18 protein-coding genes are annotated in these 23,451 nt (G+C 58.4%); 5 read left to right on the top strand and 13 right to left on the bottom strand.

What is annotated here, in order from left to right; genetic code table 11:
- Window positions 1–294: 294 nt before the first annotated feature.
- Complete coding sequence (locus ETAA8_RS30055; protein ID WP_145097742.1) at window positions 295–1,656, top strand: DUF1501 domain-containing protein; 1,362 nt, start codon at window positions 295–297, stop codon at window positions 1,654–1,656.
- Here the strand turns inward: ETAA8_RS30055 and ETAA8_RS30050 are convergent.
- Both ETAA8_RS30050 and ETAA8_RS30045 read right to left on the bottom strand, forming a co-directional pair.
- Window positions 1,653–2,933 carry a tetratricopeptide repeat protein gene (locus ETAA8_RS30050; protein WP_202921350.1) on the bottom strand — a complete coding sequence of 427 codons (1,281 nt, stop codon included), beginning with the start codon at window positions 2,931–2,933 and terminating at the stop codon, window positions 1,653–1,655. The genes ETAA8_RS30055 and ETAA8_RS30050 overlap by 4 nt on opposite strands.
- A gap of 839 nt (window positions 2,934–3,772) precedes the next feature.
- Complete coding sequence (locus ETAA8_RS30045) at window positions 3,773–5,503, bottom strand: alkaline phosphatase family protein (protein ID WP_145097736.1); 1,731 nt, start codon at window positions 5,501–5,503, stop codon at window positions 3,773–3,775.
- A 298-nt stretch (window positions 5,504–5,801) separates the two neighbouring features.
- Between ETAA8_RS30045 and murB the strand changes: the two genes are divergently transcribed.
- A complete protein-coding gene (murB, locus tag ETAA8_RS30040; RefSeq protein ID WP_145097733.1) occupies window positions 5,802–6,680 on the top strand; it encodes a UDP-N-acetylmuramate dehydrogenase in 879 nt (292 codons plus the stop codon).
- 51 nt (window positions 6,681–6,731) lie between these two features.
- Window positions 6,732–7,664, top strand: coding sequence for a cell division protein FtsQ/DivIB (locus ETAA8_RS30035; protein WP_145097730.1), 933 nt, complete (start codon window positions 6,732–6,734; stop codon window positions 7,662–7,664).
- A gap of 85 nt (window positions 7,665–7,749) precedes the next feature.
- Here the strand turns inward: ETAA8_RS30035 and ETAA8_RS30030 are convergent, their stop codons facing one another.
- The 5 genes from ETAA8_RS30030 to ETAA8_RS30010 form a co-directional block, all read right to left on the bottom strand.
- Window positions 7,750–9,585 carry an ABC transporter ATP-binding protein gene (locus tag ETAA8_RS30030; protein ID WP_145097728.1) on the bottom strand — a complete coding sequence of 612 codons (1,836 nt, stop codon included), beginning with the start codon at window positions 9,583–9,585 and terminating at the stop codon, window positions 7,750–7,752.
- Window positions 9,586–9,752: 167 nt separating this feature from the next.
- Window positions 9,753–10,547, bottom strand: a complete 795-nt coding sequence (locus ETAA8_RS30025) for an alpha/beta hydrolase-fold protein (protein ID WP_145097725.1) — start codon at window positions 10,545–10,547, stop codon at window positions 9,753–9,755.
- Between the two features lie 41 nt (window positions 10,548–10,588).
- Window positions 10,589–11,758, bottom strand: a complete 1,170-nt coding sequence (locus ETAA8_RS30020; RefSeq protein ID WP_145097722.1) for a trans-sulfuration enzyme family protein — start codon at window positions 11,756–11,758, stop codon at window positions 10,589–10,591.
- A gap of 101 nt (window positions 11,759–11,859) precedes the next feature.
- Window positions 11,860–12,777 (bottom strand): aminotransferase class IV, encoded by a 918-nt coding sequence (locus tag ETAA8_RS30015; protein WP_145097720.1) that lies wholly within the window; start codon window positions 12,775–12,777, stop codon window positions 11,860–11,862.
- Between the two features lie 172 nt (window positions 12,778–12,949).
- The gene (locus ETAA8_RS30010; protein ID WP_145097717.1) at window positions 12,950–14,335 is read right to left on the bottom strand and encodes a Gfo/Idh/MocA family oxidoreductase; all 1,386 of its coding nucleotides are present in this window, start codon (window positions 14,333–14,335) and stop codon (window positions 12,950–12,952) included.
- A 198-nt stretch (window positions 14,336–14,533) separates the two neighbouring features.
- Here ETAA8_RS30010 and ETAA8_RS30005 point away from each other — a divergent pair, with 198 nt between their 5' ends.
- Complete coding sequence (locus tag ETAA8_RS30005; protein WP_145097714.1) at window positions 14,534–15,085, top strand: GYF domain-containing protein; 552 nt, start codon at window positions 14,534–14,536, stop codon at window positions 15,083–15,085.
- Between the two features lie 8 nt (window positions 15,086–15,093).
- On the opposite strand, the gene ETAA8_RS30000 is transcribed toward ETAA8_RS30005, so the two are convergent.
- From ETAA8_RS30000 to rho, 5 genes are all read right to left on the bottom strand, one after another.
- On the bottom strand, window positions 15,094–15,300 hold the full coding sequence (locus ETAA8_RS30000; RefSeq protein ID WP_145097711.1) for a FeoB-associated Cys-rich membrane protein: 207 nt from the start codon (window positions 15,298–15,300) through the stop codon (window positions 15,094–15,096).
- A 23-nt stretch (window positions 15,301–15,323) separates the two neighbouring features.
- Entirely contained in the window at window positions 15,324–17,618 is a 2,295-nt protein-coding gene (gene feoB / locus ETAA8_RS29995) for a ferrous iron transport protein B (protein ID WP_145097708.1), read from the bottom strand.
- A gap of 23 nt (window positions 17,619–17,641) precedes the next feature.
- On the bottom strand, window positions 17,642–17,869 hold the full coding sequence (locus ETAA8_RS29990) for a FeoA family protein (protein WP_145097705.1): 228 nt from the start codon (window positions 17,867–17,869) through the stop codon (window positions 17,642–17,644).
- Complete coding sequence (locus ETAA8_RS29985; RefSeq protein WP_145097703.1) at window positions 17,866–18,102, bottom strand: FeoA family protein; 237 nt, start codon at window positions 18,100–18,102, stop codon at window positions 17,866–17,868. Before ETAA8_RS29985 ends, ETAA8_RS29990 begins: the two co-directional genes overlap by 4 nt.
- A gap of 221 nt (window positions 18,103–18,323) precedes the next feature.
- The gene (gene rho, locus ETAA8_RS29980) at window positions 18,324–19,838 is read right to left on the bottom strand and encodes a transcription termination factor Rho (protein WP_145097700.1); all 1,515 of its coding nucleotides are present in this window, start codon (window positions 19,836–19,838) and stop codon (window positions 18,324–18,326) included.
- A gap of 1,295 nt (window positions 19,839–21,133) precedes the next feature.
- Between rho and ETAA8_RS29975 the strand changes: the two genes are divergently transcribed.
- A complete protein-coding gene (locus ETAA8_RS29975) occupies window positions 21,134–21,388 on the top strand; it encodes a biotin/lipoyl-containing protein (protein WP_145097697.1) in 255 nt (84 codons plus the stop codon).
- A 557-nt stretch (window positions 21,389–21,945) separates the two neighbouring features.
- On the opposite strand, the gene ETAA8_RS29970 is transcribed toward ETAA8_RS29975, so the two are convergent.
- Window positions 21,946–23,394 (bottom strand): DUF1598 domain-containing protein, encoded by a 1,449-nt coding sequence (locus ETAA8_RS29970; RefSeq protein ID WP_145097695.1) that lies wholly within the window; start codon window positions 23,392–23,394, stop codon window positions 21,946–21,948.
- Between the last annotated feature and the right edge of the window lie 57 nt (window positions 23,395–23,451).

Here is a 23,451-nt window from a genome sequence, read left to right as displayed (position 1 = left end):
GAAGCGAGGGCGGAGTACGTAGCAGGAGTATCCTCTATTTCTGCTCGCCCTGCATGGGCATGTCAAGTGAAACGACGAATGTTCAAGTGAGAAAGCAGATTGGAACACGGGTTCGTCGAAAGCTACCCTGGGTTTTGTCTTGCTCCCTCACTCCCATGCGGATACGATTCTGATGTGGATTCTTTCGCGCGGCTCGCTTCACCAGCTGGCCGCTGATTGCGTACGTAATGACACGGACCGCGATCGACCCCTGCCGTCCACCCGCCCTAATGCATGCCCCGGAGGAACCTCGCCATGCTTACGATTTTCGGCGCGCCCACGCGCCCAGGTAACTTTTGCGATCGCCGCAGCCGGCGAGACTTTCTGACTATCGGTGGCATGATGCTCGGCGGCCTGACGCTGCCGCAACTCCTCTCGGTCGAAGCGCAAGGCAGCATCGGTCGCAGCCATAAGGCGATCATCAACATCTTTTTGCCCGGCGGCCCGCCGCATCAAGACATGTGGGACATCAAACCCGATGCTCCCAGCGAGATTCGAGGGGAGTTCCAACCGATCGGCACCAACGTGTCCGGCATTGAAATCGGCGAGATCTTCCCCAAGATTGCCGCAATTGCGGATAAGTGCATTTTCATTCGCTCGATGGTTGGCGCGACGGGCGGGCACGACGCTTATCAGTGCATGACAGGTCGCCCGCTCAATCCGGCTGCTGCCGGTGGTTGGCCCGCCGCCGGTGCGTGGATCAGCAAGCTCAAGGGGCCCGTGAATCAAGCGATCCCACCCCACTTGAGCATGTGCTACAAGACCGACCACGGCCCGTGGGGCTATGACGGGGATGGCGGTTTCCTAGGACTTGCCCATTCGCCCTTCAAACTCGTCGGCGGGCGCGAAGAAACCAGCAAGACCGACAACATGGTTCTTAAGGGGATCACCCTTGATCGACTGCAGGATCGCAACAACCTGCTCGCTTCGCTCGATCACATGCGCCGCGATCTTGACAACAGCGGCAAAATGGCGGGGCTCGATACGTTCACCTCGCAGGCAGTCGGTATTCTCACCTCTTCAGCCCTGGCCGATGCCTTGGATATTTCCAAGGAGTCGCCGGAGATTGTCGAGCGCTATGGAAGAGGAGATAAGAACTTCCGCAACGATGGCGCACCCAAGCTGACCGAGAATTTTCTCATCGCTCGTCGCTTGGTCGAAGCTGGCGCGCGGATGGTGTCGCTCAATTTCAGCCGCTGGGACCATCACGGCAAGAACTTTGATGCCATTCGCCAAGACGGTCCACTGCTCGATCGCGCGGTTGCCGCGCTGATTACCGACCTGCACGAACGGGGCCTCGATAAAGACGTCTCGGTTGTGGTCTGGGGCGAATTCGGTCGGACGCCGAAGATCAACCCCGGTGGCGGTCGCGATCACTGGCCGCAAGTGAGTTGTGCCTTGCTTGCCGGCGGTGGCATGCGAACTGGCCAGGTCATCGGTGCCACGAATCGCTTGGGCGAACATGCCGTTCAGCGGCCTGTTTCATTCCAGGAAGTGTGGGCTACCCTCTATCACAACCTCGGTCTGAACCTCAGTTTCGTCCGGGAATTCGACTTGCGCGGACGCCCGCAATATCTTGTCGACCAAGGGGTCGAACCGCTGAAGGAAGTGGTCTAGGGACCACGGTTTTTACTCAGGATTATTTGCTTCTCGACATCCGGCAGCGACTGCAAGGCACCTGGGTGATTGGCGTTGTAATACAGTGTTTGCTGCAGTCCCTGGCGGGCCATTGCCAAACGACCCTCGCGCAAGTCGAGCATCGCTAGGGCAAAGTGGCTTTCAGGGTCTACGGGCGCTATTGCCAAGGCAGTTTCGTAGTTTTCACGAGCTTCCAGCAAACGGTCAAGATGTATCAAGGCACCACCTCGATTGCGCAGGTATGTCGCATTCTTAGGTTCATAGCTAAGCGCTCGATCAAAAAATTCTAGCGCGGCTTCATTGTCGTTCTGTTTGAACGCCAATCCACCGAGCAGATTCAACGCCAAATGGCAATTCGGATCGATCTTCAGGGCTGACCGAGCGTCCTTGGCCGCTAGATCGAAATCTCCGGCTGTGAGCAACATTTCAGACCGGGCACAATAGGCATCAGTTGCCAACGGGCTATCGATCGCGACGTCAAAGATATGAATGGCGGCCTCCTTTGCCCCAAGTTCCATGAGGACCATTCCAAACATTCGGCAGGCTCGCAAGTTTGTAGGAACCTTCAAAGCAGTGTCCTGCCATAGAGCAAAATCGCTGCGATAATGGGTGTTGCGAAAGAAGGTAAGTGTTACCAGCACGACGGTCAGTCCCGCCGTAATCCATCTCAGCCGGTTCAGAACGACCGCATTCTGCTGTCGCGCGTCTTCGACGAGAGGGGCGAAGCGAATCAATGCCCACGCCAGCGCCACCACACTTCCCGTCAGAACTAGCGCTAGTGGAAGATACATGCGGTGCTCGGCGGTCACTTGCGTCGTTACTGGCACCAAGCTGGAGGTTGGCCCTAGGATGAGAAAAAAAAGAACGCCAAGCAGCCCCACGATTGGTTGTCGCCAAAAATAAATAACGGCCAGCATGGCCAGAGAAGCAACCGCAATGAATGCCGGCAATTGGCTGGCGCTGAGCGGGGGAATGACTGTGCCATAATCAAAAATCAGAGGCGATGGCCAATAGCATAGTTTCAGATAGTTGACGATGGATTCGGACTGCAGAACCAGGTATGCCAGCCGGTCGCTCGGGTGTTCTGTGCCAACGGTGCCGCCGCGCCCCCCTTGTCTGACAATCAAGGTGAAAGCAACCGGGATCGCCACAAAGTTCGCGACATGCCAAAACCGACGTTCGCGAAACATGGCGGACCACGATCCGGCTACAAGTGCCACATCAATCAGTACGAGCGCGAAGGGCGCGGTCACCATGACCTCCTTCGTTCCCTGGCCGATGACACACAGGGAAGCAGTGGCGACATACCAAGGGCGTGGTTTAGCCGCGTGCGCGCCTCGCAAGAAGCAATAGATGGCAGCCAAATAGAACGTGGCCATCATGACCTCCGCTCGCTGGATGACATACGTCACTGCAATTGTCAGGAGCGGATGAACGGCCCAGAGTATCGCCGTCGAATAGGAGATTTGCGGGCCCAGAGTGCGTATTCGCAAGGGCAGAAACCGAGATTGAAAGGCTTCCAGCAAGATGCCCCAGATCAGCATTGCATTCGCAAGATGCAGGGCCAAGTTGGTCGCGTGGTATCCCGGCAGATCGAATCCATGCAAGGCATAGTTTAGAGCCAAGCTTAAATTTAACAGCGGGCGACCGTCAGTTGTTGTGCCACCTCGCGGAGGAGCCCAGAGAACCATTTTCCAATTCGTGAGATCACGAATGGTTATGTTACTGACAATCGCTTGATCGTCGTCGAACGTGAAGGGAACCCAGAATGTATTGGAGTAGGCTAGTAATACGACCAGTACAATGCTTGCGATCGAGGCTACAGTTCGCCACTTGCGGAAACTGTTCGCCGGTGAGTCGTGGATTGGCGTCGCTTCGCTTCGAGGAGAGTTTCGCGAGCGCTTGGACATAATCGTAACTTGCAATGGATCAGAAAAAGAGGAACCACGCCTTTAAGTAGCCAGTCTATCCATTAGCTTACAAGTCAGCGAATCGCAACGAAGCTGACCATTGCAAAGTGATTCAGCCAGCGCGGACGAAGCCACGCTCCATATCGATCGTAGTTCTAATCAGTGGGTATCACATGCTTCAAAGCTTAAAACTTCTTCACCGGCTGCAGAACTTCGTGCAGCGGATCTACTTCGCAGCCGCTGGGTGAGTCGACTCCCAGCAAGCGCGACGCTGTAGGCGCTAGATAGGCCGGGCTGATCCGGCGATCGTAGCGTCCCGGGATGATTCCCTGCCCCAACAACAGCAGCGGCACGTGCGTGTCGTAATGCCAGGGGCTCCCGTGGGTGGTTCCTTTGGGCTTCGCAGTCGTCGAGTAGCCGGGAATCGAATAAGGCGTGTAGCAGAAGAGCACATCACCGCTGCGGGCGGGATTGAAACTCAACCGCATCTGCTGCAGGAGACGAGCACTGCCACCACCGAGCAACTCTTCGCGCGTGGCCACAGCGGCCACATACGGCAGCTTGAGGAGCCAATCTCGCACGAGTTGCCGCGCCTTGACGAGCTGCGACAAGGTCAGTGCTGGATGGTCGTAGTTGAGATACACCTGGTTTGCATCGAGGTCGAGGATGACTTTGGGCGAAGTGGCGGCAATCTTTAATTCATCGCGCAACAGAGCTTCCAGTTTCTCGCGAACGACATTCAAATCGCCAATTGGATTGCGCTTGGCTGGCAAGGCTTGCTCCCCATCTTGCAGTCTCTCGGCAACCATCTCGGGAATAGGTGCCACGCCGTGATCGGCCGTTAGAGCCAACGTCCAGCGACCTTTGCCAACCTGATCGTCCAGATATTTAACGAACTCGGCGAGCTGGCGATCCGTGCGATAAGTGATGTCTTCCACTTCCAAGCTGAGGGGTCCGAAGGCGTGACCGACGTAATCATTCGACGAAAAATTGATGGCCAGCAGATCGGGGATTTCATCAGCCCCCAGTTTTTCATGCTCGATGATTTGCCGCGCGGCAAGCAGCGTGTATTCGTTGCCAAAGTGAGAGAACAAGACATGATCGCCATACTTGTCAGGCGTTAGTTCGCCCACTTTGGCCATCTTGTGTGGAAAGGCAGCTGTCCAGCCTGTGGGAGGATTCTCGAAGGGGTTGTCATCGTGGCCGTTGTTGTGATACCGATCGCGCGTTAGCAGCAGATCCCAAACCTTTCCCCGAAATTGTTCGACCGCTTTGCTGTTGTTCAAATTTCGCATGTAACCGGGCAGATCGCTGCGATAGTAAGTCGAGGTGACCCACTGATTCTTCTCCAGCCAGAATGCGCAGTCGGCCTTATGGCCGGTCATCAAAATCGACGCGCGGTCTTTGATCGCCACGCCAAAAACTTTTCCCTTGCCACCGGTCGCGATTTTCAATCGATCGCCCACCGTATCGACGAGCAGCACCCGGGGGGACATTGGCTTGCCAGCGGGAAGGCCGACGACTTCTACCGTCGGATCAGAAACGCAGTATCGCGTCTTGCCGGTTTCGCGATCAAACCAGTCGTTCTCAATCACACCATTTGTACCCGGGTAAGTCCCTGTGAGCTGCACTGCATGGCCGGGCGCAGTGATGGTGAAGGCATGAGCATGGTGGCAATTCGGAAAGTAAGCACCTCCCTGCAACACGTTGCGGAACAGGCTATCGCTGGCCAGCAGCGGAAAATTATCTTGAAAGCGAATCAGGTAGTCCTGACAAAACTGATCGACGCTGACCACCACCAGCAGTTTCGGGCCGGTCGGTGCTGCCGGCTGGGCATTGCTCACCCGCAAGTCAGCGGCGGCAATCAGACCAAACAAAACGGCGGCGGCCGGAAACAAACGGGTGAAAGCCAGCATGAGTTACTTACCTGGAAGGTTTTCGGGCGGAGGCAATGCGGAGGGGACGTGACAAAGCGAACTAGCGTGACAGAAAGGCCGGATGCAGTGACTATAATTCGCTCCGCTGGTGCTCTCAAGCAAGCCTGAGTTGCAAGCTAGCAAACAGAACACCGTTCGCCGCAGGCCGCTAGTAGGCCAGTGATAGCTGCCCCGGTTCGGTCCTGACGGCTGCGGGCGTTTCAGTTAGAATGCCGGCACTCGTCAGCCGCCTATCGAACGATCTGCGGGGCGACCTTTCACGGAGTCTTTGCCGGGTATGAGCATGTTGACCGGTCTGGAACATATTGTTCGCGAACAAGAACCTTTGGCTCCCTATACTTGGTTGCGCGTTGGCGGCCCGGCGCAATTTTTCGCTGAGCCGACTTCACAGCAGGAATTGGTCGAACTGGTCAAACGCGCCCATCAGGCCGGCATGCCGCTCCGGATTCTGGGCGGCGGCTCGAACCTGCTAGTTCGCGATGAAGGGGTGAAAGGGCTCGTCGTCCACCTGACGGCTGCCGCATTCGCGAATATCAAACATAGTGGTCGCAAGATCACGGCAGGCGGCGGTGCCAAGCTGGGGCACGTTATTTCGACCGCGGTTCGCGAGGGACTCGCCGGTCTGGAAATGCTGGCTGGTATTCCCGGCACACTCGGCGGCGCACTGCACACAAATGTCGGCACGCATGGCGGCGACATCGGGCAATCGGTTGCCTCAGCTACCGTGCTGACTTCAACAGGAGAGATTCTGGTTCGCAAGCGACAGGATCTGCGGTTCGGCTATCGCGCTAGTAGTCTCGACGATCTGGTGATTCTCGAAGCTGAACTCGAACTCGAGCCCGGCGATCCGTCGTGGCTGACGAAGCAGATGCAGCAGCAATGGATTTTGAAGAAGGCGGGTCAACCGTTGACGGAGCAGAATACGGTTTGCGTGTTCAAAGATGCCGGCGGCCGGAGTGCGGCGAGCTTGATTGAAGAGGCGGAGCTAAAAGGCGAACGGCGCGGCGATGTCGAATTGTGTGACCGCAATGCCAACTTTGTGATTGCCGGGCGGAAGGCAAAAGCGGCCGAAGTGCTCGACTTGATCAATCATGTGAAGAAGGTGGTAGCCGATAAGTCGGGAACCGATTTGGAGCTGGCGATTGAAATTTGGTAGGCCGTCAGCCTGCGTCTCGACAACGACTAACCTGAAATGGAGTTCAGGTCCATGAAGCATAAATCACCAGCGCCCTCACCTGTTGTCCCCCAAGGGCCCTCGGCTGCGTCACTTGTGCGCCTGCTGTTCCGCAAAGAGTACCGCATCTTTTTTGTCGCCATCGTGTTGATGGTTAGCTGCTATTGGGGCTTTCAGGAGTCGTGGCGGCGGTGGGGCGAACCTTCGTTGGCTTCGGAGCCCTATCAAGTCACTCCGCAGCAGATCATCGTCACTTCACAGCCACCGTGGATTGAAGGTGACGTAAAGGCCGAAGCCATTCGGGACGGTAGCTTAACGAAACTTGATTTGCGCGATCGTACTTTGCTCGAACGGATTCGCAGAGCATTTGCGGTGCATAACTGGGTCGCGCAGGTGAAACAGGTGCGCAAGTCGTATCCCGCCCGCGTAGATGTCGAACTCGTATATCGCCGGCCGATGGCATCGGTCGAAGTGACGTATCGGGGCCGGCCCGAGTTGCTGTTGATCGACGAACAAGGAATTCTGCTCCCTTCGCCCTCCGAAGCTTTCGCCGCCCGCAATTTGCCCGATATGCTCCGCATTGATGCTGGCGACACAGCACCCGCAGGGCCGTACGGCACAGACTGGGGCAGTCCGCGCGTGACCGCCGCCGCCAAGATTGCCACTGCGTGGACCGATCAATGGAAGGCCATTGGGCTCTATCGCATTGTCGTCACTGAAGACACCAATGGTCGCATTGGCTACGAACTGCAGACTCGTAACGGCGGTCGCTGCTTGTGGGGCAATCCACCCGGGCAAGAAACGGCAAACGAACCGAAGCCGGCGGAAAAAGTAGCCCGTGCAATCTCTGCCCATCAACAAGGGCAGCTGAAAGATGATGCCGATTCGCCCCCCATTGACCTTAGTGGGGGCACCGTACCAATGCCCACCCGCACGGCGACACGGAACCGGCGCGGATTGAGGTAGTAGCACTTGCTTTGTAGCGTGAACTTTTAGTCCACGCCGACTTGCATTCGCCGAGACGACGCGGGCTAAAGCCCACGCTTCTTGCTCAACCTTGCGAAAACTGCCGCACCATGCCCGCGTACGCGCCGCCAAGGGCGATGAGCTCAAGGTGATTGCCTCGCTCGATGATCCGGCCATTTTCCAGCACCAGAACCTGATCGGCACTACGAATCGTGCTCAGGCGGTGAGCGACCACAAAGCTGGTCCGACCCGATAACAGTTTGGCGAGCGCCGATTGAATTCGCAGTTCAGTGAGCGTATCGACGCTGCTGGTCGCTTCGTCGAGGATCAGAATTCGCGGGTTCGCCAAGAGTGCACGGCAGAAGCAAACAAGTTGCCGCTGTCCCAGTGACAACTGCGCGCCTCGCTCGCCGACTTGCGTTTCCAGCCCTTTGGGGAGGTCGGCCAGCATGTCGAGGCAATCGAGTTGCAGCGTGGTAAGGACCACTTCATCGTCGGTTGCTTCCGGCCGGCCCACGCGAATGTTTTCCTTAACCGTGCCACTGAAGAGAAAGTTCTGCTGCAGCACGAGCCCCATCTGATGATGTAACGATTCGCCGCTGACGAGGCGCGTATCGTGGCCATCGATCAGTACCTGGCCGTGCTGCGGCAGATAGAACCGCGCGATCAAATTGATGATCGAACTCTTGCCACTTCCAGTGCGACCAACGAGTGCAATCGTCTGCCCGGGTTGGGCCGTAAGTGAAATCTCGTGCAGGACCGGGCGCTCTGGATCGTAACCGAATGTCACATTGGCCAGTTCGACATGACCAATCACCGGCGGCAGTGGCTGCGCATTCTCGACATCGGTCCACTCCGGCTGGCGATCGAGCAACGCAAACACGCGCTCGGCTCCGGCCATCGCCGTGAGTGCCTGGTTGTACTGATTGCCGAGAATCTGGATCGGACTGAAAAAGCTATTGGCCAGGAAGAAGAAGTAAATCAGATTATCGACCGGCATTTGCGTAGCCGGATTCAGCACTCGATAGCCGCCAATCAAGAGCAGAGCGACGATGAAAATCTGGCTATTGAGCTCCAAGAGTGGCAGCAGCAATCCCTCACGCCGCACCGCGCGCACGACGTTATCGCCATGCCAATCGAGCAGTTCGCGAAACAGCTCCGCATTCACATCTTGCCGCACATAGCCCTGCGTGACTCGCACGCCGTTAATTGATTCGGCCAAAGTCGCGGTCAATCGGCTGAAGCTCTCCTGCACCACGCGATAGGCAGCACTCAGCTTTTTGCGAAAAATGCGATTCAACAGAAAGAGCACCGGACTCATGGCGAGGACGACGCTGAACAGCACCGCATCGGAATAGAGCATGAACGCGCCGGCAACGATCATTTGCAAGATGCCGACGAGACTGACGAAGAGAACATCTTGCACGCCAACTCGCAACGACTCGCAGTCACTGGTGACGCGGCTGATGATCCGTCCGAGCTTCGTCTTGTTGTAAAAGCTCATCGGCATCTGCTGCAGATGTGCAAAGATCTCGCGCCGCAGGTCATGAATAACTGCTTCGCCCATTTCGAGTGCCAGTCGTTGCCGAAAGTGAAAGACGACCTGCGTCGAGAGCGCGAGCAGCCCCAAGCCGAGCGCGCCGAGCAGTATCGCCTGCACGGGATTCTCAAACTTGGCATGATTGGTAATGGGGCCATTGATCACGGCACCAATCGTCCACGCGATGGACGGCAGCTGAATCGCCCGCAGCACGACACACACCAGCAGCACGTTTCGCTTCACCGCATAGGGTCGCATGTACCCAAACAACCGCGTGATCAGACCGATATCCAGCGGCCGCTTGTCAGGTTCCCGTTCATCCGTCGCGCGCGCTGCCGTAATCGACAGCTTGCGAATCGCGCGCTCGGGAGCGGTAGTCATTGTTCTGCTGAAGCCCTAAGTAGCCCGACGCGTGAGCGAGGGAGCTACTCCAATTGAAGTTTCTTCTTTAGATGTAAGTGTTTGATCCTACGAGGTTCGCGAGAAGTACCCCCGACGTTGAAAAGATCCTCGATCGAAAAATCCCCCTCGCTCACGCATCGGGCTACTTAGAGGAGCCGGCGATGTTCCGTTTGCAGCCGGTCGACGAGGAACTGAATCGCCCGCGGGGCCATCCGATTGTAATACTCAAAGCCGTGTCCGCCGCCGCTGGTCTCGAGATCGCACTCGTGCGGGATGCCGAGCGAGTAGAGTTTCATGCGCAGGCGGTCCGCGGAGTTCCACCAGCGGAAATCTTCGGGATCGCAGCAGAAGAATTGATTGCGGGGCCAATTAAGCGGATGAATATGTAGGATCGCGGTATCTTGCCGGGCTGCTTCCGGATCGCTGTACATCTGCGGAATCGTCTCGTCACCCTCGTTGTAGCGCAGGTAGTAATCGAGGGCCGGCGATATCGCGGCGGCCACCGGAAACATGTTCGGAAACTTATACGCCAGCCGCAGGGCCCCTTGGCCACCCATGCTCGTCCCGAGCAGGGCGATTCGGGTGGGCTGATTCAGTTTGCCGGCCGCGGCTCCATACTGCTCTTCAATCCAAGGCAGCACGCCGGTGAGTAAATGCTGCTGAGCGGTGACTTGCGGGTCGAATTCGCGGCAGATGATATCGGTCCACCAGCTTCGCTGCGTGCAGGGAGCGACGACGGTCAAGCCGTGGCGAGCGAATTCATCGATGAACGCCTGCTTGTCGACGAGGCGGTTCAAATGCACGCCGTGCAGATAGAGGACGACGAAGCCCTTTTCGTTGCGGACCGCTGGCTCGAACACGTCGCACGGATGCCCGCCAACCGTTACTTCCCGCCACGTTCCTTTGCCCGCAATCGTTCCCGTATTCACAACTACATCCATACCAGAAATAACTGCCGGCTCAGAAAATACATCCCTTAACGCTACACTTGCAGGAGCGCGCTGGCGAGGGCACTGCAGATGTGCTGGGGCGTTTCGGTCCCGACCGAGAGGCGAATTGTTCCGCCCGCAATTCCCAAATCGGCCCGGCCCTGGGGCGTCAGCCCGCGATGGCTGGTCGTCTCGGGATGGCTGAGCGTGGTCGATAGCTCGCCCAGCGAAGGGCAGAACGGAATGTCCTTCGCCGCCGCAATGAACTTGTCCGCGGCGGCGCGGCCCCCCTTCAGTTCGAAGGCGACCATCGTGCCGAACTGCCCCGTGAACTGCTGTTTCGCCAAGGCGTGCTGTGGATGAGCGGGCAGGCCCGGATACTCGACGCGCCCCACTTCGCGCCGCTGCGACAGAAACTCAGCCGCGGCGAGCGCATTGTGGCAAGCTCGTTCGGACCGCAAGTGAGCCGTAGCCAACCCCCTCGCTGCCAGCCAGCAGTCGAACGGCGATGACGAGAATCCCCACGCGCTGACGACCTGCTTCACCCGCGGCCAGATATCCGTTCGACCGCCAAGATAACCCAGCAGGACATCGCTGTGGCCATTGAGCGTCTTGGTCAGGCTTTCCATTACGAAGTCGGCACCCAGTTCCATGGGCCGGCACACGAGTGGCGAGGCGAACGTATTGTCGACGAGCAGTCGCGCGTTGTACCGGTGCGCAAGCTCCGCCAGCGCTCCCAAATCGGCCACTTGCAAGAGCGGGTTCGCGATCGTCTCCGCGAGCACCAGTTTGGTTCGGTCAGTCATTGCCGCTTCGACCGCGGCCAGATCGTTGGTATCGACAATCGACAGCGTGATTCCCAGCCGTGACGCTTCAGCATTCAACAACTGCAACGTCTTGCCATACACACGGCTCGCGGTAACGACATGATCTCCCTGCCCTACCGTGGCCAGCAATGCCGTCGAGATTGCTGCCATTCCCGAAGCGACAACGACACCATGCGGGGCTTGCTCTAGCTCGTTCAGCTTTGCCGCGAGCGCCGCGGCATTGGGATGGCCGTCGCGCTGGTACACATAGCCGGGTTCTTGCCCGCCGAGCATCGCATCGGCCTGGGCCGGTGATTCGCATTCCCACACACTCGTCAAATACAGGGGCGTCGCATGCGGGTGTGTCGCCAAAGGCTGCACACGCTCGGGCCGCGGCAAAAAGTCATCGGGTTTCATGCTGAGCCAACTCAAGAGGTGAAGAGTTCCGTTGCGCGAATACGATTGTATCGCACAACCGGGTGCGGCGTGTCCGATACGAGGCGACGCCCTGCGAGCGATTACCGCATTGCAAGGCGTTTGGCCTGCGCGGCAATATCGAGGCCGACGCGCTGACTGAAGGCGGCGAGGAGTTGCTGGGCGATGGGGCCAGCTTGGCCGCCAGAAACGGGCTGGCCGGCGAAGCGCGTGACGGGCCAGACGCAGGGGCTAGTGCTGCAGAGGAGGATTTCGTCGGCAGAGGCGACATCGGCGACCGTGAGATCGCGTTCGCTCCAAGGTATGCCAAGCTCACGGGCCAGTTCCGCGAGAATCGCCACACTCACGCCGGGCAGAATGCTGGCGCGCGGCGGCGAGACAATTCCTTCACTGGCGCGATAGATCAGCATATTCGCGGTGGTGGCTTCCAGTACAAAGCCGCGCTCGTCGAGCATCACCGCACGAGCACCCGGTTCGAGCTGTCGCGCGCGGCGATCGGCCAGGTAATAATGCATTCTGCTGCGGCATTTGAGTTCCGCTGGCCAGCACTCATTCGGCACTTGCCGGACATCGGTCAGCACCAGTGTTTCGCCCTGCTCGTACTTATTCACCCACGAACCGAACGGCAGCGGATAGGTGTGCATGCCAATCGTCGGGCCGGTCGCGCCGCCCGCGGCGACAAACGTGCCGTAGATGCCGGGTGTGACGAACATCGACAGGCCCAGGTCATCGCCGGGCTGCAGCAGCGCGTGATTGCGGGCGGCCAGTTCTCGCGCGCGAGCATCAAGCTCCGCCATGCTCACGCCGGGATCGATGCCGACGATCTCCAGCGACCGAGCTAGCCGCTTGAGATGCCGTGGCAACTCGAACAACTGGCCGTTGAAGGTGCGCAATTGTTCGGCAACGGTGACCCCCTGAACAAAGCCGGCGTCAGTGACCGAAATCAGCGCCTGCGATTGGGGAACCCACTGGCCGTTGAGATTCGCAATGGGTTCGGACATATCAATCCAGTTGCAGTAATTTCTACGAGCAAAATTCTGGGTGCCTGTGTTTTGTAATCAAAACACAGCGGAGGAATTGACGGTTGATTCATTCCAGCAATCGCGGCAGTTCGCTGTGTTTTGATTACAAAACACAGCCACCCGCCGCTTCCGGCTCACTGGACCATGTGACTTACGAATATTCCCGATCGGTTACGAGGCCCGGCATCGGAATCGGATATTTACCTTCGGCGTTGGCCTTGATCGGAGCTTCGCCACCCTTCGTTAGCTTATCGACGTCGGGCGCGAACTCGTGCTCGCTCTTGAGGATCTCGTCGAACGTGACAACTTGGCCCGTGTGAGCGGCCATGCGCCCCATGGAAGTGACAAGGCTCGCCTCGGCGCCGCGTTTCACTTCGTTGTGAGGCTTGTCATTGAGAATGGCATCGATCAGGTGTTCCCATTCCAGGGCGTATGGATTAGGCTCGGGGCGATTGAATGACCAGATGAGGTTTTCCTTGGTCATGTTCTGTCCCTTGTAGATCTTGCAGCGAGCCGGCGAGTGGCTCGATTGCGAGATCACCGCGGCTCCCTTGCTGCCGTGAGCATAGCTGGCGAACTCGTCGTGGCAGCCCGGCATCACGCGGCCATTCATGAACAGCTTGGCACCATCCTCGAAGGTGTATTCCACGGCATAGCTATCGAAGTTCTGATCGATCTTGTTGCCGCGATAGTTACGACCGCCAACCGCTTGAGCCTTAACGGGCCAAGCGTTCTTCATCCAGCAGCATTCGTCGATGTTGTGAATGTAGAAGTCACTGAACAGACCACCGCTGGCCCACAAGAAGCTGTGGAAGCGTTGAATCTGGTAATCGAGTTCGTTCATGTCGGCCGGCTTGGGATCCGAGAAAGCCGAACCCACTGGCGGGTGCATGCGATAGCAGCGGAGCGTGATCAGGTCGCCCATTTCGCCGGCTTGAATCCGGTCGAAGAGTTCGCCGCGGGCTTCGCAGTGACGACACATCAGACCGACGCCGACCTTCAAATTCTTCTTGACCGACTCTTCGCCGAGGGCCAGCATCTTGCGCGTGCTGGGGCCGTCGACGGTGATCGGCTTCTCCATGAAGACGTTCACACCCTTTTCGATGGCGTACTTGAAGTGAACCCAGCGAAACGCCGGCGGTGTGGCAAAGATCGCGACATCGCCCGGCTTGAGGCAGTCGATGGCCTGCTTGTAACCGTCGAAGCCGATGAACTTGCGATCGTCTGGCACGTCGAACTTTTCGCCGTTCGCCTTCTTCAAGCTTTGGTGGCTGATGTTCAGGCGGTTCTCGAAGACGTCGGCCATCGCGACCAGCTTGGTCTGGCCGATCTTCACTCCCAGCGCGTTCTGGGCGGCACCGGTGCCCCGACCGCCGCAACCCACCAGGGCGACTTGCACCACGTCGCTGCCGGCAGCATGCACGCGGGGCACCATCGCGCCCGAGAGAGCCGTCGCCGCGGCGAGCGTACCGGAGGTTTTCAAAAACGTGCGGCGAGAATCCGAGTTGGAGTTGGCGATTTGGGGAGCGTCGTTCATGACCGGCCTTTGCGTGAAAGTGGTGGAGAGGCTGACTTCTAGTATTTCATGCGCAAGCGCGCGGGGGAAGATACGCAGCGCACAACGAGCGGATTTCGCGGCAATAACGGCAAATTGGTTTCATTTCGTGCGGAGGGCGATATACTCGGCTCCGTTCGTGGTGGCGGCAAACACGAAAGTCGAGGGGGCGGGGCACGTATGGCAGAACCAGATTTGGCGAACGAACAGCGCGAATGGTACTACCGCGACTTTGGCCGCGGCTCACCCGTGCAAGGTCCGTTCTTCTTAAGCGAGTTGGTCGAACGCGTGCAGACTGGTGAGCTTCAGCACGATGCGCTGGTGCGCCGCAGTGAAGAGGAGTGGCTGCAGGCCGATCGACTGCAAGTGCTCATCAAGGCAATCCGAGAGCGGCGGCCGCGCGAAGCTGAACAAGGAGCGGGGGAATCACCAATACATATTCCAGCCGAACTGGCCGCACAGATTCGCAGTGAACGTCGTAGCCTGAATTGGCTGAGTCTATTCATCTTGGGTATTGTGCTGTCCATTGCCGCCACGCTGCTGATTGTCACGGGCGTCTTAGCGGTGTTCGGCTTGGTCCTGAGTGTGATTTCTTCGGCCATGGTGCTCTGTGCCATCATCCGTTGGGCCATCGAGCCGCTCTTCGGCCAGCTGGTCGATACCAACGATCAGTTGGCGACCATTACTTCGAGGTTGAAAGAATTGAATCGGTCGCCAAGCGAAGGGCCGTAGGCTGTTCGTTAATGAGTGCGCCGGTCACCGAGTTGGACAAGACCCGCGGTTGAATTGGGCTCGCTCTTGTTGCTCGGGCAACTGCCGCAGCCAGTGGCACAGCCTGCCTTGCTGCCGGGAAGGACATACGTGCGGGCGCGGTAGAGCAAGAAGAGGGTCGCAGTCAGCACGATCAGTGCGACGACGAAGTTCTGGGTAAAGAATTGCTCGACCATGATTCTATTTTACCATCCCAACTCTACCATCCCAGCCAGGTGCCGAGTTGATAGGCGATGAAGGCACCGATGTAAGCGAGTGTCGTCATGTAGACGAAGGTGAAGACGGGCCACCAGTAGGAACCGGTTTCGCGCTTCATGATCGCCAGCGTGGATGCACATTGGGCACAGAGCGCGAAGAAGACCATCACCGAGAGGGCGACCGGAATGGTGTAGACAGGCTTCTTGCTGCCGCTCCAGGTCGCTGCCTGCAGTCGTTCTTGCAGCGGCTTTGACTCGGCTTCTTGACTGTCTCCCAGCCCGTAAATCGTGCCGAGTGTGGCGACGATCACTTCGCGGGCAGGGAACGAAGCGATGGCCGCGCTCCCCAGCTTCCAATCCCAACCGAGCGGTCGTACGGCGGGCTCAATCACCTTGCCCATTTGGCCGAGGTAACTGTTTTCGAGATGGGTAGCCGCGATGTGATTGCGCACGTCGTCGAGTTCGGCCTTCTTGTCGACCAACTGCTGTTGCTCGGGAGTGAGCGGCGGTTTTTCTGCGGGTTTGGAATCAGCCGATGCTTCCTCTTCTGGCAAGACCACCGTTTTTTCCAGCGTCGCAACTTCACTGGCCAGCACAGCTTCCCGCTCTGAAGCAACACGTATCGGTTCGGTCTTAGTGCGCGGGTAGTACGCGAGGGCCCAGACCACGACGGAGACGGCGAGAATGAGCGTGCCGGCGCGATAGATGAAGGCCCAGCCTTGCTCGAACATGCGATGCAACACGATCCAGAGCCCAGGCCATTTGTAGGTGGGGAGTTCGAGGACGAATGGCGGTGTGGGACCGCGGAGAATCGTCAGCTTGAGTAGCCACGCCATGCCGATGCCGACGATCGCGCCGATGCTATACATGGCGAACATCACCAGCCCCTGCAAGCTGATCAGGCCGCCAAGGTAACTTTGCTCGGGAATGAACGCTTGCGTCAGCAACACGTAGACCGGCAGCCGCGCGCTGCAACTCATCAGCGGAGCGACGAGAATCGTCACGAGCCGGTCGCGGCGATTTTCGATCACGCGGGCCGCCATCATGCCGGGAATGGCGCAGGCGAACGAAGAGAGGAGCGGAATAAAGCTCTTGCCGCTCAAGCCCACACGGACCATGAGCTTGTCCATCAGGTAGGCCGCGCGGGCCATGTAACCGCAGTCTTCGAGAATCGCGATGAAGAAGAACAGCAGCATGATCTGCGGCACAAAGACAATCACGCCGCCGACGCCGGCCAGAATACCGTTGTTGATGAGCGACTGTAGCGGGCCTTCCGCCAGGACCGACGAAACCCAGTCGCTGGCGATGCCAATTAGGCCGTCGATGATGTCCCCCGATGGACCGGCGATCCACGACACAGCTTGAAACAGCAGGAACATCACCAGCAGAAAAAAAGCTGTGCCGAAGAACCAGTGCGTGAGAAGCCGGTCGACACGATCGCTGAAGTTATCCGGTCGCTTGGTAGGGCGTGTTACCGCGGGCTTCAAGACATTCGCGGCCCACTGGTAGCGGGCCATGGCTTCAATCGCTGGTACCGGCGCGCCGGCCTTCGCCAAGCGTTCGCGCGCGGCGGGAAGGGCGTCAATCACAGGCGGAGTCACGCCCGCCAAATGAGCGCCGGCCAGGTAACCGCTGGTATCGAGCAGCAACCGCTCGGCCAGATAGCGTGGCAGCGCGCCTTCGCCGGCCAATTGCTCCAGCTTGGTGACTTCTGTTTTAAAGGCGTCCGGAAACGGACTCGCGATCTTGGCCGGAGGTTTATCGGCAGCGGTCGATAGGGCCTGCTTCAACTCGTTCAAGCCTTTACCGCGATGCGCTTGAACCGGGATGAACTCGACTGGAACTTGCGCGCGAAGCTTGTCGAGTTGAATCTTCAGGCCGCGTTCTTCGGCAAGGTCCATCATGTTGACGGCGACCACCGTCGGCAGCCCGAGTTCCAGCACCTGGCTCAGCAGGTAAAAATTTCGTTCGAGATTGCTCGCATCGACAATGCACAGGACTACATCCGGACGCGATTCCTGCGATTGACGTCCCAGCAGCACATCGACGGCGACCATTTCGTCCGGCGAGCGCGGGGCGAGACTGTACGTGCCCGGCAGATCGATGAGCTTGAACTGCCGGCCGTGAAACTCTGCTTTGCCGGTCTTCTTCTCGACGGTCACGCCCGGGTAATTGCCCGTGCGAACGCGGCCACCCGACAAAGCATTGAAGAGCGTCGATTTGCCCGTGTTCGGGTTGCCGATCAGGGCGACCGTGAGTGCTCGCGTAGCTGGGGACGATGTTGCCGTTGCCGTCATGAAATGCCTATCGATGGGGCTGATTAGACAGCCGTCACTTGCACGCGGGATGCTTCTGATTTGCGCAGGCTGAGTCGGTAGCCGCGCACTTCAATTTCGAGCGGGTCGCCCAGCGGGGCGGTGCCGAGAATGGTGAACTCGGTGCCAGGGACGAGTCCCATTTCCATCAGCCTGATGCTGATCTCATCGACACCATCGATCGAGGTCACACTGGCGCTTTGGCCGATCTTCATTTCCGCCAGCGTGGTCATTGGTCGGCCCCAGGACGAACCATGACCTGAAACACATTGGCTCCGCGGAGGCAGACCGTATTGGAATTCAACTTGATGATGCAGGCTTCGTCCTGCCGGACCATCTCGACCCAAGTGCCAGGGCGGAGCCCCATCTCTTGCAGTCGTTGCACGTCGTCTGGCGCGCCGAGCAATTGATCGACCTGCGCGGTTTGCCCGGCCAGCAGCATTTGCAAAGGGATGATGTCTAGCACGGCGAATCACTTCGGCTGCGGGAGGGGAAGCGGCGGGAAACTCGCGGATGCCTGTTGAGACTGAGTTTCAGCGAGGATTTTTATCTTAAGTTACCCGCGACACTAAGGCAATTGGCAGCGTGCCTATTGCCAGGCGCGGTCGCACGGCAGTTATCAATAAAAAACGCAGGGGCCACTTGGTGAACCCTGCGTCGAAAGATCAATCGAAGTGACAGCGAGGGTTAGTCTCGCGACCCGGCCTTGGTGATCAGCATGATGAATTCGGCGTTGGTCTTGAACTTGCCGAGTTGCTTAGTCAGCTGTTCCATGGCATCGACCGGGTTCATCGACGACAAGGTGCGCCGCAGCATAGTCACCGCGTGCAGGTGTTCAGCAGGCAGGAGGAGTTCCTCGCGCCGAGTGCCCGATTGCTGCACGTCGATGGCTGGGTAAACGCGTCGCTCGGCCAATTTGCGGTCGAGGACGAGCTCCATGTTGCCCGTGCCTTTGAACTCTTGGAAGATCGCGTCGTCCATGCGGCTGTTGGTTTCGATCAGGGCGGTGCCCATGATCGTGACCGAACCACCCTCTTCGAACGCGCGAGCCGTCGCGAACAGTTTCTTGGGGACGTCCATCGCCCGGGTGCCGAGACCGCCGGTCTGGATGCCGTCCCCCCGCTTGTTCCCCACGTACTTGTTGTAGGCCCGGGCCAGACGAGTGATCGAATCGAGGAGCACGAAAACGTCCTGCCCCATTTCGGCCAATCGCTTGCAGCGTTCGATGACGAGTTGCGCCAATCGCACGTGGCTCTCGATATCGTTATCGAGACTGCTGGCCACGACTTCGCCCTTCACGTTGCGGCGCATGTCGGTGACTTCTTCCGGCCGTTCGTCGATGAGGAGTACGAACTGCTTCACCTCGGGATAGTTAACGCTCATCGCCTGGCTGGTCTGTTGCAGCAGGATCGTCTTACCGCTGCGAGGCGGAGCGACGATCAGTGCACGTTGACCGCGACCGAGGGGCGTGAGGAGATCCATCACGCGGGTCGTCAAAGGGGCCGCGCCCGTTTCGAGGCGGAACCACTGATCGGGATTGATCGGCGTCTTCTGGTCGAAGTTTTTGACCTTCAAGTAATCTTCGGGCGGCATGCCGTCGACATCGAGAATTTCTCGCAGTCGGGGGCCTTGCTGCTTGCGAGCAGGCTGGACCGTCCCCTTGATGATCACCCCTTCTCGCAGGCCGAAACGCTCGATCATCGTGCCGGGCACAAATGGATCGGAACGTTCGCGGTTGTAGTAGTTCTCGGGGCTGCGCAAAAAGCCGTAACCATTGGGGTGCATTTCGAGCAGACCAAAGCCTTGCTCCAGTTGCATTTCGACGCCCGCTGGCACGGGATATGCGCCATTGGCACCAGCAGGAACGGTCCCCTCGGGAGCTGCTTCGCCGCCGAACGGAATCTCGCCGGGAACGCCGGTATCGTCACCGGGCAACGGGCGACGTTCGCCCCCTTCGCCGCCAGGACCACCGGGGCCGCCACCTTGGCCTGGGGGACGACGACGACGACGCGAGCGGCCACCACCACCACCGCCTCCACCGCCGTAGCCATTGCCGCCACCTCCGCCGCCACCGTAACCACCTCCGCCTCCTCCACCGCCGTAGCCATCACGGTCGCGGTATCCGCCGCCGCCACCGTAACCACCACCTTGCGAGCCACCTCGGCCACCCGAGGAGCGAGGACGGAATTTCTTCTTGCCCATGCTTCACCAAAAACTTCGAAAACTAAGACCAAAACGCTGAGTACGCTTTAAGCGAGTACTACTTTGTTGTTCGAGAACTGCTGCTATCTGCCAGGCGAATTCTTGCCCATCGGTGCGGAAACGCAGCAATCGCCAACTGTCCGCAGGATGCGAGACAGATCGAACTGCTGCCGGCACAAAGCAAGCTAATCTCAGGCAGGATCGGTGCGGTCTGCTGCCATCCCCAAGAGGAGAGCCGAGTCCGAACACCAGCCAACATTCATTTGCAGGCCAGCAAGGTGCATCTGCGAGCCCGACTACTTCTGTCTAGCAAGTGCCTCGTTCGCCGCTGGCAACAGGTCCCAAAAAAGGGGCAGCCAGCGCACGGCAAATTCGCACCGAAGTACCAGAGGACGGCATGTGTCAGCCATTTCTGGGTCAACTGTTACCGGCTGGCAACAGCCCGACCATGCAAGACAGCTTCAGCAATCGCTGAACACTTCTCCGCCCTTTTGACCCATGCGTCACTGGCCCAATAACCTCAGTTCGCTGCGGAGCGGGCGAAAATCGCGCCATTCTGCCTGGGAACTGGTGATTCTGTTGGTGTTGCTGTTCAACCAGATGCTGCTAAGGAAACGCTGGGCAATCTCAGGAAGGACCGGCGTGCAGGTCAGCAGAATTTCGGCGAAACGGCAGTGGAATCCGTCGGCTTGGGTGACATTCAGGGGCGGCCGCACCCTCTGCGGCCTTCGGGGAGAGAAGCGCTCTTACCGCCGAATCATTCGGTCCTCGGGCTGCTACCCAACGGGTGGTGCCCAGGAGGCCTTCGATCCGACCGGTAGCCGCAACTTTCGTTGCGACAAAGAGTACCGCTTACAAGTGAGACAGAAGTCGTTCTATGGCGAATCTTATTAAAGTGTTCGGCCATGTCAAGACTGGAGTCGAGGGAAAGCGGTAAAATGTCGGGAAAACTTGTCGAAACGGATATGAGGGGCCCCAATCGCCCGGTTCCGGAAGCCAGCCGCGGACGGCGGCGTGTGCCGCTGTTCATCGTTTTTCGGTACGGTTTACTCTGTAATCACCGGTACGATCCTCCTTCCAATCCAATTGCCGCAAGCCACCTCAGCAGGGCAATGAACATCGGCAGGTCAACTTCCAGGTTCCTGAGACGTTCCTCAGGCTTGGACACTCCGTGTGCATTCGCTTCTCCCGCTGACCTTGACCCGGCTTGCCCGTGGCAGGTACAAGCCCAGCCCTGTGTCTTCCCTCGTTCTGGCTCGACGCTCTTCGCCCTGAGCCAACTGCGAACATACCTCATGCCACATGTGCCGCTCCTGCTCGCTGACCTCGACCTGGGCGACATTCCGGTTCTTGCCTGCTCCTGGCTGGCCGACCAGGGTTCGCGCGTCGTCGAGGGAGACCGACTGCTGGAAGTCGTTGCTGGCGAGGTCTCGGTCGACCTCGCCGCCCCTGCCAGTGGTCGCCTCGTCCAACGCTGTGTTGGTCCCGAAGAGCCTCTCGCCATCGGCCAGGTCCTGGCTGTCATCCTCACCGGCGATGAACTTTCCTGACTGCTGCCTCCCAGGCCTCTCCTTCCCAAATTGCCCATCGTTGCTCCGTCGTAGTTCGGAAATTTCCGTTATTCTTCGAAATTCAAACTCGATCCGCAATCGTAAGTATTTCGTTTTCAGCTACTTACGAGTTTTCGTTTCCGAAATCGGGCAAATTCAATTTCCATTATCCCTGCCGAAATTTCCGGCATCCCCAGCCAAAATTTCCAGTTTCCAGAGCCAAGTGCCTGTTACTAATCACGGGGCTCCGAAATAAATCCACAACAACAACGGTACATATGTTGTTTTGTTCTAAATCAAGTGAGATTTAATTAGGCATCATGTCTTGCCGTTGTTCTTGATGCGCACACGTTGACTAGGCTGGTCACGAGCGGGCCGAAAATTTGCAGAAATATTCCGCCAGAAATCGAACGGCGGGCGCGGAAGTTGAAAGATTGCCCAGGTTGAAGTCTTGCCCACAGAATCGGCCGGCTGGCATTCGCCCAACAGAAAACCCCTGGACGACGACTGTCCCCCAGGGGTCATTCAATTCAGGGTCAAAATCAACGTCGCGGGAATTAGTCCCACCACCATTGATTTTCGGCCAGCTTGTCGGTGGTTACTTTGCTGCGGAGGGTTTGCAGTTTGCTCCCTTCGTCGGCAATGCGATACTGCGGCTCAAGGGCCGTGCGGGCTTCGATATGCACACCGCCGCCGATGGGGAACGAGGTTTGGTTCCCCTTCTTCATTACGGCACAAGCTGTTTCGACATTCTTGGGAGTTTCGCAGGTTTCGACGGGGTATTTCTTCTCGTCCGCGAAGTGCTCCATCTTCCATTCGCACTTGCCGTAGTAATCCTGCTGCTGAATGAAGGCAGCTGCGACCGACAAGTCAATCAGATTGCGCAGCTGGCCATAGACCGGGCTGCGCTGAGCCAATTGTGGGTAGTTGTTGGTGAACTGCTGGCAATATTGCTGACTGGCTTTGTTCTTGCCGCCAGCCGCAGCCACACGCGTGCCGTCGGCCTGCACCAGTTCATCTTCGCCAATTAGTTGCACCCCTTCGCCGACCAGTTCCATGGCCAGTTCGTCGTCACTGACTTTCACGCATTCATAATTGGGCGTGAAAAACCACCGTTGCATGGCATTGCCCCGCACGGTTGCGGCGCTAGCAAGTGAAGCATAGCTGGGAATCCGAACCGGGGGCTGCTCGAGCCCGATGCCGATCAGCTTCATGCGATAGTCGGCTTCGACAAGGACTTGGGCGAAGTGAGTCTTGGGCGACAGGCCACGAATGGTCACTTCTTGCAAACCCAGCGCTTGGCGAGCACCCTCGGCAATCCGAAGTTCTCCACCGGCAGGCATGCGGCCATGAAAGCTGGCGAAGAACTTCTGCAGGTTCGCGAGACCTTCCTTGGTGGCGTCAATCGAACAGGCAATAATCGGCGTCGGCCGGCCTTGGGGCGGGAACGCACGCAGGGCAACGACCAGGTCTTGCAGCTCGACAATTGCCCGGCCCGTATTCATGCCGATCATGCGCCCCGAAGGGTCGGCGACATAGCCTTCCGCGGGGCCCGCGATCACGATGTCGTTCGTGTCGGGATAAAAGAAGACGTACTGAGCACGCGTCAGACCGGCCAGATACTTCATCTCATCCGTGGGGCCCTGTCCATTGGCGGCGCGCTGGGCAATGGCTGCTTCCAGGCGATTGAGCGAAACCTTACGGAGCGGAGCTTGCTGGGCCAGATTGCCGGGCAAGCGGGCGCGGGCCTCAGCCAGGCGGCGCATGGTGAGTTGCCCATTGGGCTCGTCGAAGCGCCGCACCTTCAGCACTCCGCCAGCATCCACCATCACACCGGCGGCACCGAACAGGTTGCCACCGCCGCCGCCGTTATTGCCGCCGTTGTTACCACCATTATTATTGCCGCCGTTGTTGTTGCCACCATTATTGTTTTGAGCCAGTGCGGTGCCGGCTAACAATAGGGCGCAACTAAACGCGACCAAAATCGAACGAGTGAACTTTTGCATGATCAGTGCCTTTTAAATGATCATTGCCGTCGAGAAGATACAAACCTATTGAGGTAC

Source organism: Anatilimnocola aggregata (assembly GCF_007747655.1).
Lineage (GTDB): Bacteria > Planctomycetota > Planctomycetia > Pirellulales > Pirellulaceae > Anatilimnocola > Anatilimnocola aggregata.
The sequence above is the reverse complement of the archived record's forward strand: the minus strand, read 5'-3'. Positions and strand labels throughout refer to the sequence as shown.

Excerpts from the sequence above, each read along its gene's own strand:
- ETAA8_RS30055 (WP_145097742.1), top strand. The coding sequence starts at position 295 with ATGCTTACGATTTTCGGCGCGCCCACGCGCCCAGGTAACTTTTGCGAT.
- ETAA8_RS30050 (WP_202921350.1), bottom strand. The coding sequence starts at position 2,933 with ATGGTGACCGCGCCCTTCGCGCTCGTACTGATTGATGTGGCACTTGTA.
- ETAA8_RS30045 (WP_145097736.1), bottom strand. The coding sequence starts at position 5,503 with ATGCTGGCTTTCACCCGTTTGTTTCCGGCCGCCGCCGTTTTGTTTGGT.
- murB (WP_145097733.1), top strand. The coding sequence starts at position 5,802 with ATGAGCATGTTGACCGGTCTGGAACATATTGTTCGCGAACAAGAACCT.
- ETAA8_RS30035 (WP_145097730.1), top strand. The coding sequence starts at position 6,732 with ATGAAGCATAAATCACCAGCGCCCTCACCTGTTGTCCCCCAAGGGCCC.
- ETAA8_RS30030 (WP_145097728.1), bottom strand. The coding sequence starts at position 9,585 with ATGACTACCGCTCCCGAGCGCGCGATTCGCAAGCTGTCGATTACGGCA.
- ETAA8_RS30025 (WP_145097725.1), bottom strand. The coding sequence starts at position 10,547 with ATGGATGTAGTTGTGAATACGGGAACGATTGCGGGCAAAGGAACGTGG.
- ETAA8_RS30020 (WP_145097722.1), bottom strand. The coding sequence starts at position 11,758 with ATGAAACCCGATGACTTTTTGCCGCGGCCCGAGCGTGTGCAGCCTTTG.
- ETAA8_RS30015 (WP_145097720.1), bottom strand. The coding sequence starts at position 12,777 with ATGTCCGAACCCATTGCGAATCTCAACGGCCAGTGGGTTCCCCAATCG.
- ETAA8_RS30010 (WP_145097717.1), bottom strand. The coding sequence starts at position 14,335 with ATGAACGACGCTCCCCAAATCGCCAACTCCAACTCGGATTCTCGCCGC.
- ETAA8_RS30005 (WP_145097714.1), top strand. The coding sequence starts at position 14,534 with ATGGCAGAACCAGATTTGGCGAACGAACAGCGCGAATGGTACTACCGC.
- ETAA8_RS30000 (WP_145097711.1), bottom strand. The coding sequence starts at position 15,300 with ATGGTCGAGCAATTCTTTACCCAGAACTTCGTCGTCGCACTGATCGTG.
- feoB (WP_145097708.1), bottom strand. The coding sequence starts at position 17,618 with ATGACGGCAACGGCAACATCGTCCCCAGCTACGCGAGCACTCACGGTC.
- ETAA8_RS29990 (WP_145097705.1), bottom strand. The coding sequence starts at position 17,869 with ATGACCACGCTGGCGGAAATGAAGATCGGCCAAAGCGCCAGTGTGACC.
- rho (WP_145097700.1), bottom strand. The coding sequence starts at position 19,838 with ATGGGCAAGAAGAAATTCCGTCCTCGCTCCTCGGGTGGCCGAGGTGGC.
- ETAA8_RS29975 (WP_145097697.1), top strand. The coding sequence starts at position 21,134 with ATGCCACATGTGCCGCTCCTGCTCGCTGACCTCGACCTGGGCGACATT.
- ETAA8_RS29970 (WP_145097695.1), bottom strand. The coding sequence starts at position 23,394 with ATGCAAAAGTTCACTCGTTCGATTTTGGTCGCGTTTAGTTGCGCCCTA.